The sequence below is a fragment of the Pseudomonas sp. VA159-2 genome (assembly GCF_024126635.1).
Taxonomy (GTDB): domain Bacteria; phylum Pseudomonadota; class Gammaproteobacteria; order Pseudomonadales; family Pseudomonadaceae; genus Aquipseudomonas; species Aquipseudomonas muyukensis.
This window is the reverse complement of the sequence record NZ_JAMYBV010000010.1, coordinates 65,156-76,627: the sequence shown is the minus strand read 5'-3', so window position 1 is coordinate 76,627 and position 11,472 is coordinate 65,156. Positions and strand designations below refer to the sequence as shown.

Here is an 11,472-nt window from a genome sequence, read left to right as displayed (position 1 = left end):
TTCGTCGTGCGCGCAAATATTCCGGGACCGCTCAGGCCAACGGGCCGTTGAGCAGCGGCACGAAGCGCACCGCCCCGAGCATACGGCGCGAGAAACCATGCTCCTCGCGCACGATCAGCATCAACTGCTGGGCCTCCCCCGCCGGGCCCACCGGGATCACCATGCGCCCCCCCGGGGCCAGCTGGTCGAGCAGCGCCTGGGGGACTTCCGGCGCCACGGCGGTGACGATGATGCCGTTATAAGGCGCCAGCGCTGGCCAGCCTTCGCAACCATCGCCCCAGCGGAACACCACGTTGCGCAGGTTGAGCTCGACCAGGCGTTCCTTGGCCCGGTCCTGCAGCACCTTGATCCGTTCCACCGAGAACACCCGCTCCACCAGCTGGGCGAGGATCGCCGTCTGGTAGCCCGAGCCGGTGCCGATTTCCAGCACCTTGTCCAGGGGCCCGGCCTCCAGCAGCAGTTCGCTCATGTGCGCGACCATGAACGGCTGGGAGATGGTCTGGTTGTGGCCGATCGGCAGCGCGGTGTCTTCGTAGGCGCGATGAGCCAGGGCCTCGTCGACGAACAGGTGGCGCGGGGTGCGGCGAATGGCCTCGAGCACCTTGGCGTTGGACACGCCCTCCTCGTACAAGCGCTGGATCAGCCGCTCACGGGTGCGCTGGGAGGTCATGCCGATCCCACGCCGCATCAAATCGTCCTGCTCGCGCATCAGAGCACGCCCTCCAGCCAGCCCTCGAAACGCTCGAAGGCGTCGTTGAAGGTGCGGTCCAGCTGCAACGGGGTGATCGACACGTAGCCTTGCATCACCGCATGGAAGTCGGTGCCCGGGCCGCCGTCCTCGGCGTCGCCGGCCACCGCGATCCAGTAGCCTTCCTTGCCGCGCGGGTTGACCACCTTGGTCGGCGCCGCCGCCCGCGCCCGGTGCCCCAGGCGGGTCAGCTGGATGCCACGGATGTGCTCCAGCGGCAGATTGGGGATATTGATGTTGAGCACCGTGCGCGCGGGCAATTCCAGGCGCGCCTGGGCCTCGACCAGGCGCCGGGCGATATACGCGGCGGCCGGCAGGTTGTCGGGTTGGCGCGAGAGCAGCGAGAACGCCAGCGAGGTGCCACCCAGGAAGCGCCCTTCGAGCGCGGCGGCGACCGTGCCGGAATACAGCACATCGTCACCCAGGTTGGCGCCCAGGTTGATGCCGGAGACCACCATGTCTGGGGTCTGCGCGAGCAGCCCGTTGAGCCCCAGGTGCACGCAGTCGGTCGGCGTGCCATTGAGGCTGATGAAGCCGTTGGCCAGGGTCTGCGGGTGCAGCGGGCGGTCCAGCGTCAGCGAACTGCTGGCGCCGCTCTTGTCTTGATCCGGGGCAATCACCACGCACTCGGCGTAGTCCGCCAGCGCAGCATGCAGCGCGGCGAGGCCGGGTGCGGTAACACCGTCGTCATTCGAAATCAGAATACGCATGGGCTGTCCGTCTGCCCTGCCGGCACCAGATCGACGAGTTCGCGCACCACCACGGTGGCGAAGCATCCGGCCGGAAGGACGAATTCCAGTTGCAGGATATCAGGCTCGGGATAATGCCACGTCAGCCGCCCAATAGGGAGCCGCAGGATGCGCCGTTCGTGATCCATGCCCGCTCGCGCCAGCCAATCGCACAGCGCTGGGTGGCGCGCGGCGACCGCGGACTCCAGCGCCAGGGCCGCGCCCTGGCTTGGGGCCGCGCCCGCGCCCCACAGCGCCCCGGTCGGGTGCAGGTCGAGAATGGCCAGGCGCGGATCGCTGCATGCGGCCTCGTCGGCCATGAAGAAGCTGCGCTTGTCGGTGAAGGCCAGCAAGTCGCCGACCTGGGCGCGCTGCCAACTGCCATCGGCGACGCGCTCGGCCAACACCTGGTTGAACAGGTAGCTGCGCCCGGCGGACAGCAGCCGCGAGCGCAGGTTGCGCTGCTCGGGCAATGCCTGGCGCGCGGCCCAGTCCTGGGCGTCGTGCACGTTGCCGCCAGCATGGCCGAAGCGCTGGGCGCCGAAGTAGTTCGGCACGCCGTGCTGCTTGAGCTGCTCGAGACGGGCGTCGATGGCCCCGTGCTCGGCGTGCAGCGCGGTCAGGCGCAGGGTGAAGCCGTTGGCCGAATGGGCGCCGCGTTGCAGCTTGCGCTGGTGGCGCACCTGCTTGAGCACGCGCAGAGTGTCGTCCTCGGCCCGGGACAGATCCGGGTCGGCCTTGCCCGGCAGGTGCAGGCTGAACCACTGGCGGGTCAGGGCCTGGCGGTCCTTGAGCCCGGCATAGCTGATGGCGCGCACCGGCACGCCGGCGGCGCGGGCTAGGCGGCGGGCCGCTTCCTCGGTGTTGAGGTCGCGCTTCTCGACCCACAGCCACAGGTGCTCGCCCTGGCCGGACAGCGGGATGTCGAGCACTTCGTCGACCTGGAAGTCATCGGCCACGGCCTTGAGCACCGCTGTGCCCAGCGCTTCGCCCGAGGCCCGTGGCCCCAGCAGTTGCAGGTCGTTCATGCGGACAGCAGCAAGGCGACGGCGTGCACGGCGATGCCCTCCTCACGGCCGGTGAAGCCCAGCTTTTCCTCAGTGGTGGCCTTGACGTTGACCTGGTCGAGCTCGACCTGCAGGTCGGCGGCGAGGTACTGGCGCATGGTCTCGATATGCGGCGCCATGCGTGGGGCCTGGGCGATGATGGTGGCGTCGATGTTGCCGACCTTCCAGCCCTTTTCGCCGACGATGCGCACCACATGGCGCAGCAGCTCGCGGCTGTCGATGCCCTTGAAGCGCGCGTCGGTGTCGGGGAAGTGCTTGCCGATATCGCCCAGCGCCGCGGCGCCCAGCAGGGCATCGCTCACCGCATGCAGCAGCACGTCGCCGTCGGAGTGGGCCAGCAGGCCGTATTTATGGGGGATACGCACCCCGCCCAGGGTAATGAAATCACCGTCGCAAAAACGGTGGACATCGTAGCCATGGCCAATACGCATAGAAAAACGCCCTGATTGAGTCAGGGCGTGATTCTACCTGCTTTGCAGGGGCTTGGGCGGATGTGTTTGGGGCTGTCGATGACGACCCGTAGGAGCCGGCCGGCGAACACCGGCATAGCCGGTGCCATCCTGCGCAGCGCCTGTTTCGCCAGCAAGGCTGGCTACGGCCCCCAGGCACGCCCTTGCCTTGGGCTACACCCTGCCCAACGCCACTGCGTGATGGCGCAGGTGTTCATCGATGAAGCTGGCGATGAAGTAGTAGCTGTGGTCATACCCCGGCTGCAGGCGCAGGGTCAGCACATGCCCGCCTTTGCGTGCCGCCTGCTCCAGCGCTTCGGGCTTGAGCTGCTGCTCGAGGAAGTCGTCACGGTCGCCCTGGTCCACCAGCAACGGCGGACACTCGCCGGACGGGGTTTCGGCCAGCAGCACGCTGGCGTCCCACTCGCGCCAGCGCGCACGGTCGTCCCCCAGGTAGCGGCCGAAGGCCTTTTCGCCCCATGGGCAGTCCATCGGGTTGCTGATCGGCGAGAACGCCGACACCGAACGGTAGCGCCCAGGATTGCGCAAGGCGCACACCAGCGCGCCGTGGCCGCCCATGGAATGGCCGCTGATGCTGCGCTGCCCGGAGGCCGGGAAGTGCGCCTCGATCAGTGCCGGCAACTCATGGACCACATAGTCGTGCATGCGGTAATGCTGCGCCCAGGGCTGCTGGCTGGCATTGAGGTAGAACCCGGCGCCGAGGCCGAAGTCGTAGGCACCGTCAGGGTCGCCCGGCACCTGCTCGCCGCGCGGGCTGGTGTCCGGGGCGACGATGATCAGCCCAAGCTCGGCGGCCAGGCGCTGGGCGCCGGCCTTTTGCATGAAGTTCTCGTCGGTGCAGGTCAGGCCGCTGAGCCAGTACAGTACCGGCAGCTGCTCGCCCTGCTCGGCCTGGGGCGGCAGGTACACGGCGAACACCATGTCGCAGCCAAGCACCTTGGAGCTGTGCCGGTAACGCTTGTGCCAGCCGCCGAAGCTCTTCTGGCAGGAGATGTTTTCCAGCGTCATGGCAGGGCCTCAGAAGTGGATAACGCTACGGATGCTCTTGCCTTCGTGCATCAGGTCGAAGGCCTTGTTGATGTCTTCCAGGCCCATGGTATGGGTGATGAAGGTATCCAGCGGGATCTCGCCTTTCTCGGACATCTCGACATAGCTCGGCAGCTCGCTGCGGCCACGCACGCCGCCGAACGCCGAACCGCGCCAGACGCGCCCGGTGACCAGCTGGAACGGACGGGTGGCGATTTCCTGGCCGGCGCCGGCCACCCCGATGATCACCGATTCGCCCCAGCCCTTGTGGCAGCACTCCAGCGCCGCGCGCATCAGCTGTACGTTGCCGATGCACTCGAAGGAGAAGTCCACGCCGCCGTCGGTGAGGTCGACGATGACTTCCTGGATCGGACGGTCGTAGTCCTTGGGGTTGATGCAATCGGTGGCGCCCAGCTGGCGGGCGATCTCGAACTTGGCCGGGTTGATGTCGATGGCGATGATCCGCGACGCCTTGGCCTTGACCGCGCCAATCACTGCCGACAGGCCGATGCCGCCCAGGCCGAAGATGGCCACGGTATCGCCAGGCTTGACCTTGGCGGTGTTGAGCACCGCGCCGATTCCGGTGGTCACGCCACAGCCGAGCAGGCAGACCTTCTCCAGCGGCGCGTCCTTCTGGATCTTGGCCACGGAAATTTCCGGCAGCACGGTGTACTCGGAGAAGGTCGAGGTCCCCATGTAGTGGAACAGCTGCTGGCCCTTGTAGCTGAAGCGGGTGGTGCCGTCGGGCATCAGGCCCTTGCCCTGGGTGGCGCGAATGGCCTGGCACAGGTTGGTCTTGCCAGACAGGCAGAATTTGCACTTGCCGCACTCGGGGGTGTACAGCGGGATCACATGGTCGCCCACGGCAACCGAGGTGACGCCCTCGCCCACCGCCTCGACGATCGCCCCGCCTTCATGGCCGAGGATGGAAGGGAAGATACCTTCCGGGTCGGCACCAGACAGGGTGTAGGCGTCGGTATGGCAGACACCGGAGGCGACGACGCGCAGCAGCACCTCGCCCGCCTTGGGCATGGCCACGTCGACTTCGACGATTTCCAGGGGTTTCTTCGCCTCGAAGGCAACAGCGGCGCGGGACTTGATCATCAAGGGTCTCCAGACTGAGTGTCGATTGCAGTCTTGCAGTGTAATTCACCCTTGTTTGGTGAATAATCCAGGCAACCACAAAACATTATTGCCATACAGGGACAATCCATGAGCAGTCGCTGGGAAGGCATCGACGAGTTCGTCGCCGTGGCCGAGTCTGGCCAGTTCACCGCGGCAGCCGAGCGGATGGGTGTGTCGTCATCGCACATCAGCCGGCAGATCGCCCGCCTGGAGGAACGCCTGCAAACCCGCCTGCTATACCGCAGTACCCGGCGGGTGACCCTGAGCGAGGCCGGGCAGACTTTCCTGCAACACTGCCAACGCCTGCAGGATGGCCGCGAGGAGGCCCTGCGGGCCATGGGCGATCTGGCCAGCGAGCCGAAGGGCCTGCTGCGCATGACCTGCGCGGTGGCTTACGGCGAGCGTTTCATCGTGCCGCTGGTAACCCGGTTCATGGCGCTGTATCCGCAACTGCGGGTCGAGGTGGAGCTGAGCAATCGCACCCTCGACCTGCTGCACGAAGGCATGGACCTGGCGATCCGCCTGGGGCGCCTGCAGGATTCCCGGCTGGTGGCCGCGCGCCTGGCACCCCGGCGCATGTACCTGTGTGCGTCACCGGCGTACCTGGAGCGCTATGGCCGGCCGCACAGCCTGTCGGAGCTGACGCGGCACAACTGCCTGGTCGGCAGCTCGGACCTGTGGGTCCTGCAGCAGGATGGCCGCGAGATCAGCCAGCGGGTGCAAGGCAACTGGCGCTGCAACAGTGGCCAGGCGGTGCTGGATGCGGCGCTGCAGGGCATGGGCTTGTGTCAGCTACCGGATTACTACGTGCTCGAGCATCTGCACAGTGGCGCGCTGGTGTCGTTGTTGGAGGCGCACCAGCCACCGAATACGGCGGTGTGGGCGCTGTATCCGCAGCAGCGGCATCTGTCGCCGAAGGTCAGGCGTTTGGTGGACTATCTGAAGGAAGGGTTGGCGCAGCTGCCGGAGTATCGGGGAGCCTGAACGAATGCTGGGGCTGTTGCACAGCCCTTTCGCGACACAAGGCCGCTCCTACAAGGGGACGCTATTACCTGTAGGAGCGGCCTTGTGTCGCGAAAGGGCCGCACAGCGGCCCCAGCGATTTCAGCGGCGCCCAGCCCAGCGCTGACGCAACCACTCCAAGTCCTCTGGCCGGGTCACCTTGATATTGTCGCTGCGCCCTTCGACCAGGCGCGGCGCATACCCGGCCCACTCGATGGCGGACGACTCATCGGTGACCGCAACATCGGACACCAGGCACTCGGCCAGCGCCCGGTGCAACATGCCGAGGCGGAACATCTGCGGGGTGTAGGCTTGCCAGACGGTGCTGCGGTCGACCGTCGCCGCCACCCTGCCCTCGCCGTCGGCACGCTTGAGCGTGTCCCGAGCGGGTACGGCGAGCAATCCACCGACGGGATCTTCAGCCAGGGCTGACAGCAACTTGTCCAGATCGCCACGCGCCAGATTCGGCCGCGCGGCGTCGTGCACCAGCACCCAGTCGTCATCCGACGCGCCTTGGGCGTGCAGCAGCAATAGCGCATTGAGCACCGAGTCAGCGCGCTCGTCACCGCCCGAGGCACGCTGGATACGCGGATCGCTGGCACAGCGCAGGCCGGGCCAGTAAGGGTCGTGTTCGGCAATGCTGACCACCACACCCTTGAGCGCGGGGTGGCCAAGAAAACAGTCGAGGCTATGCTCGAGAATGCTTTGTCCGCCCAATTGCAGGTACTGCTTGGGGCGGTCGGCAGCCATGCGGGCACCTACGCCCGCGGCGGGAATCACGGCCCAGAAGGCCGGCAATACAGGGGTCATTTCTGCGGCAACTGGTAGAGGGTTTCGCCCTCCTTGACCATCCCCAGTTCATGGCGAGCCCGTTCTTCCACGGTCTCCATACCTTTCTTCAACTCCAGGACCTCGGCATCGAGCACACGGTTGCGCTCCAGCAAACGTTCGTTTTCCGCATGCTGGTCGGCAATCTGCTGCTTGAGCTCGGCCACTTGCGCCAGGCTGCCGTTACCGACCCAGAGGCGATATTGCAGGCCTCCAAGCAAAAGGAGCAGGACGAGGAACAACCAATAGGGACTGCGCATGAAGATATCCAGGGTAAAAAAGGCCGCCGCAGCGAGCTTCCGATAGCACGAAGCCTGGCCGAGGCCAGGCTTCGTCGACAGAAACCCGTGGGAAACGCCTGAAAATTCAATATGAACTTTCAGGCCGCCCCGGCTGCTGCCTTTTTACCATCTCTTGCTCAGCCGCGAAACTCGGCGCGACCGCGATAGACGGCCTTGGCACCCAGTTGCTCTTCGATGCGCAGCAGCTGGTTGTACTTGCTGACGCGGTCGGAGCGGCACAGCGAACCGGTCTTGATCTGGCCAGCGGCGGTGCCCACGGCCAGGTCGGCGATGGTCGAGTCCTCGGTTTCACCGGAACGGTGCGAGATCACCGCGGTGTAGCCAGCGGCCTTGGCCATCTGGATGGCTTCCAGGGTTTCGGTCAGCGAACCGATCTGGTTGAACTTGATCAGGATCGAGTTACCGATGCCCTTCTCGATGCCTTCCTTGAGGATCTTGGTGTTGGTGACGAACAGGTCGTCGCCGACCAGTTGCACCTTCTCGCCGATCTTGTCGGTGAGGATCTTCCAGCCAGCCCAGTCGGACTCGTCCAGGCCGTCCTCGATCGAGATGATCGGGAAGCGCTCGGTCAGGCCCTTCAGGTAGTCGGCGAAGCCTTCGGCGTCGAACGACTTGCCTTCGCCGGACAGGTTGTACTTGCCATCTTCATAGAACTCGGAGGCTGCGCAGTCCAGCGCCAGGGTCACGTCGGTGCCCAGCTTGTAGCCGGCTTTTTCCACGGCTTCGGCGATGGCGCCCAGGGCGTCTTCGTTGGAAGCCAGGTTCGGCGCGAAACCACCTTCGTCACCCACGGCGGTGTTCAGGCCACGGGCCTTGAGCACGGCTTTGAGGTGGTGGAAGATCTCGGTGCCCATGCGCAGGCCGTCGGAGAAGGTCTTGGCGCCAACCGGCTGCACCATGAACTCCTGGATATCGACGTTGTTGTCGGCGTGCTCGCCGCCGTTGATGATGTTCATCATCGGCACCGGCATGGAGTACTGGCCCGGGGTGCCGTTGAGGTTGGCGATGTGCGCGTACAGCGGCAGGTCCTGGTCCTGGGCGGCGGCCTTGGCGGCGGCCAGCGAGACGGCGAGGATGGCGTTGGCGCCCAGCTTGGCCTTGTTCTCGGTGCCGTCCAGTTCGATCATGGCGCGGTCCAGGGCTTTCTGGTCCGATGGGTCCTTGCCCAGCAGCAGGTCGCGGATCGGGCCGTTGATGTTGGCGACGGCCTTCAGCACGCCCTTGCCCAGGTAACGGCTCTTGTCGCCATCACGCAGCTCCAGCGCTTCGCGCGAGCCAGTGGAAGCACCCGAAGGCGCGCAAGCGCTGCCGATGATGCCGTTGTCGAGCAGGACATCGGCTTCCACGGTGGGGTTGCCACGCGAATCGAGAACTTCACGACCTTTGATGTCGACGATCTTTGCCATTGTTGTAAGCACTCCAGAATTGACGAAAACAACGCAGCTTTTGGGAATTCTTGCCGTTCACCAGGCGACATGGCACGGGCAGGCCTGGGGAAGGGAGCCCCTGACCGAAAGGTCAGGGGTGGAACGGGCGGTACTTTACCCGAGAAATGAGCTTTACGCGGTTTCTACCGTCGGAAAACTTTTCACCAGGTCATCCAGCTGCTTGAGCTGGCTGAGGAACGGTTCCAGCTTGTCCAGGCGCAAGGCGCATGGACCATCGCACTTGGCGTTGTCCGGGTCCGGGTGGGCCTCGAGGAACAACCCGGCCAGGCCCTGGCTCATGCCGGCCTTGGCCAGGTCGGTGACCTGGGCGCGGCGGCCACCGGCGGAGTCGGCGCGACCACCCGGGGTCTGCAGCGAGTGGGTCACGTCGAAGAACACCGGGTACTCGAACTGCTTCATGATGCCGAAGCCGAGCATGTCCACCACCAGGTTGTTGTAGCCGAAGCTCGAACCACGCTCGCAGAGGATGAGCTGGTCGTTGCCGGCCTCGACGCACTTGGCGAGGATGTGCTTCATCTCGTGGGGCGCCAGGAACTGCGCCTTCTTGATGTTGATCACCGCACCGGTCTTGGCCATCGCCACCACCAGGTCGGTCTGGCGCGACAGGAAGGCCGGCAGCTGGATGATGTCGCACACCTTGGCCACCGGTTCGCACTGGTAGGGCTCGTGCACGTCGGTGATCACCGGCACGTTGAAGGTGCGTTTGATCTCCTCGAAGATCTTCAGGCCTTCTTCCATGCCCGGGCCGCGGTACGAGTTGACCGACGAGCGGTTGGCCTTGTCGAAGCTGGCCTTGAACACGTACGGGATGCCGAGCTTCTCGGTGACCCGCACGTACTCCTCGCAGACCTTCAGGGCCAGGTCACGGGACTCCAGGACGTTCATGCCGCCGAACAGGACGAACGGCTTGTCGTTGGCGATCTCGATGTTACCGACGCGAATGATCTTCTGGGTCATGGATCAGGCCTTGTTCTTCTGTGCCAGGGCCGCCTTGACGAAGCCGCTGAACAGCGGGTGCCCGTCACGCGGGGTGGAGGTGAACTCCGGATGGAACTGGCAGGCGACGAACCATGGGTGGTCCTTGGACTCGACCACTTCGACCAGCGCGCCGTCTTCGGAGCGACCGGAGACCTGCAGGCCCGCTTCGACCAACTGCGGCAGCAGCACGTTGTTGACTTCGTAGCGGTGGCGGTGACGCTCGGTAATGATGTCCTTGCCGTAGCAGTCGTGGACCTTGGAGCCGGCCGCCAGTTGGCAGTCCTGCGCGCCCAGGCGCATGGTGCCGCCCAGGTCGGACGCTTCGGTACGGGTCTCGACCGCGCCGGTGGCATCGGCCCACTCGGTGATCAGGCCCACTACCGGGTGGCCGCTGTTGCGGTCGAACTCGGTGGAGTTGGCATCTTTCCAGCCCATGACGTTACGGGCGAACTCGATCACGGCCACCTGCATGCCCAGGCAGATGCCCAGGTACGGCACCTTGTTCTCGCGGGCGTACTGCACCGCGGTGATCTTGCCTTCGACGCCGCGCAGGCCGAAACCGCCCGGCACCAGGATGGCATCGGCGCCTTCCAGCAGGCTGGTGCCCTGGTTCTCGATGTCTTCGGAGTCGATGTAGCGCAGGTTGACCTTGGTGCGGTTGGTGATGCCGGCGTGGCTCATCGCTTCGATCAGCGACTTGTACGCGTCCAGCAGCTCCATGTACTTGCCGACCATGGCGATGGTGACTTCCTGCTCAGGGTTGAGCTTGGCGTCCACCACCTTGTCCCACTCGGACAGGTCGGCGCTGTTGCACTGCAGGCCGAAGCGCTCGACGACGAAGTCGTCCAGGCCCTGGGCGTGCAGCACGCCTGGGATCTTGTAGATGGTGTCGACGTCTTCCAGCGAAATCACCGCACGCTCTTCGACGTTGGTGAACAGCGCGATCTTGCGACGCGACGAGGCATCGACCGGGTGGTCGGAGCGGCAGATCAGCACGTCTGGCTGCAGGCCGATGGAGCGCAGCTCCTTGACCGAGTGCTGGGTCGGCTTGGTCTTGGTCTCGCCCGCGGTGGCGATGTACGGCACCAGGGTCAGGTGCATCAGCATGGCGCGCTTGGAGCCCACTTCGACGCGCAGCTGGCGGATCGCTTCGAGGAACGGCTGCGACTCGATGTCACCCACGGTGCCGCCGATCTCGACCAGCGCGACGTCGGCATCGCCGGCGCCCTTGATGATGCGGCGCTTGATTTCGTCGGTGATGTGCGGGATGACCTGGATGGTCGCGCCCAGGTAGTCGCCACGGCGCTCTTTACGCAGCACGTGCTCGTAGATGCGGCCGGTAGTGAAGTTGTTGTTCTGGGTCATCGTGGTGCGGATGAACCGCTCGTAGTGGCCCAGGTCGAGGTCGGTCTCGGCGCCGTCATGGGTGACGAACACTTCACCGTGCTGGAACGGGCTCATGGTGCCCGGGTCGACGTTGATGTACGGGTCCAGCTTGAGCATGGTGACCTTCAGGCCCCGCGCTTCCAGGATGGCCGCCAGGGAAGCCGAGGCAATGCCTTTCCCCAATGAAGAAACAACACCGCCCGTGACGAATATGTAGCGCGTCATGAAAAACCCTAGAAGTCTGCGTTAAGGCGGTCAGCGCCGCCGGAGAAAGCGAAGGAAGGCCGAAGCCCCCGATCACCTGCGTCAATCACAGTGCATCTCGAAAAACTGCCGCGTCTGTACAGACCAGGGGTATCCCCGG

General features: G+C 65.2%; 12 protein-coding genes. 1 reads left to right on the top strand and 11 read right to left on the bottom strand.

Annotation, left to right across the window (positions count from 1 at the left end; genetic code table 11):
* Positions 1-31 precede the first annotated feature (31 nt).
* The 6 genes from NJG22_RS12185 to NJG22_RS12160 form a co-directional block, all read right to left on the bottom strand.
* Positions 32-670, bottom strand: coding sequence for a protein-L-isoaspartate(D-aspartate) O-methyltransferase (locus NJG22_RS12185; protein WP_253094971.1), 639 nt, complete (start codon positions 668-670; stop codon positions 32-34).
* Positions 671-708: 38 nt separating this feature from the next.
* Positions 709-1,458: a 5'/3'-nucleotidase SurE gene (surE, locus tag NJG22_RS12180; protein WP_217849512.1), complete on the bottom strand. Its 750-nt coding sequence runs from the start codon at positions 1,456-1,458 to the stop codon at positions 709-711.
* Positions 1,446-2,504: a tRNA pseudouridine(13) synthase TruD gene (gene truD, locus NJG22_RS12175; RefSeq protein ID WP_253094813.1), complete on the bottom strand. Its 1,059-nt coding sequence runs from the start codon at positions 2,502-2,504 to the stop codon at positions 1,446-1,448. Before truD ends, surE begins: the two co-directional genes overlap by 13 nt.
* Positions 2,501-2,974 (bottom strand): 2-C-methyl-D-erythritol 2,4-cyclodiphosphate synthase, encoded by a 474-nt coding sequence (gene ispF / locus NJG22_RS12170; protein WP_253094812.1) that lies wholly within the window; start codon positions 2,972-2,974, stop codon positions 2,501-2,503. The genes truD and ispF overlap by 4 nt, the downstream gene beginning before the upstream one ends.
* A 192-nt stretch (positions 2,975-3,166) precedes the next feature.
* Positions 3,167-4,021: an S-formylglutathione hydrolase gene (fghA, locus tag NJG22_RS12165; RefSeq protein ID WP_253094811.1), complete on the bottom strand. Its 855-nt coding sequence runs from the start codon at positions 4,019-4,021 to the stop codon at positions 3,167-3,169.
* Positions 4,022-4,030: 9 nt separating this feature from the next.
* Positions 4,031-5,143 carry an S-(hydroxymethyl)glutathione dehydrogenase/class III alcohol dehydrogenase gene (locus NJG22_RS12160; RefSeq protein ID WP_217849519.1) on the bottom strand — a complete coding sequence of 371 codons (1,113 nt, stop codon included), beginning with the start codon at positions 5,141-5,143 and terminating at the stop codon, positions 4,031-4,033.
* 108 nt (positions 5,144-5,251) lie between these two features.
* Here NJG22_RS12160 and NJG22_RS12155 point away from each other — a divergent pair, with 108 nt between their 5' ends.
* Positions 5,252-6,148, top strand: a complete 897-nt coding sequence (locus NJG22_RS12155; protein WP_253094810.1) for a LysR substrate-binding domain-containing protein — start codon at positions 5,252-5,254, stop codon at positions 6,146-6,148.
* 120 nt (positions 6,149-6,268) lie between these two features.
* Here NJG22_RS12155 and ispD read toward each other — a convergent pair whose 3' ends face one another.
* The 5 genes from ispD to NJG22_RS12130 all read right to left on the bottom strand — a co-directional run bounded on the left by ispD (position 6,269) and on the right by NJG22_RS12130 (position 11,333).
* Entirely contained in the window at positions 6,269-6,976 is a 708-nt protein-coding gene (gene ispD / locus NJG22_RS12150) for a 2-C-methyl-D-erythritol 4-phosphate cytidylyltransferase (RefSeq protein ID WP_253094809.1), read from the bottom strand.
* Complete coding sequence (gene ftsB / locus NJG22_RS12145) at positions 6,973-7,254, bottom strand: cell division protein FtsB (protein ID WP_253094807.1); 282 nt, start codon at positions 7,252-7,254, stop codon at positions 6,973-6,975. The genes ispD and ftsB overlap by 4 nt, the downstream gene beginning before the upstream one ends.
* A 158-nt stretch (positions 7,255-7,412) precedes the next feature.
* On the bottom strand, positions 7,413-8,702 hold the full coding sequence (gene eno / locus NJG22_RS12140; RefSeq protein WP_003252333.1) for a phosphopyruvate hydratase: 1,290 nt from the start codon (positions 8,700-8,702) through the stop codon (positions 7,413-7,415).
* 153 nt (positions 8,703-8,855) lie between these two features.
* Positions 8,856-9,701, bottom strand: coding sequence for a 3-deoxy-8-phosphooctulonate synthase (gene kdsA, locus NJG22_RS12135; RefSeq protein ID WP_166883517.1), 846 nt, complete (start codon positions 9,699-9,701; stop codon positions 8,856-8,858).
* 3 nt (positions 9,702-9,704) lie between these two features.
* Positions 9,705-11,333: a CTP synthase gene (locus tag NJG22_RS12130; protein WP_023630712.1), complete on the bottom strand. Its 1,629-nt coding sequence runs from the start codon at positions 11,331-11,333 to the stop codon at positions 9,705-9,707.
* Between the last annotated feature and the right edge of the window lie 139 nt (positions 11,334-11,472).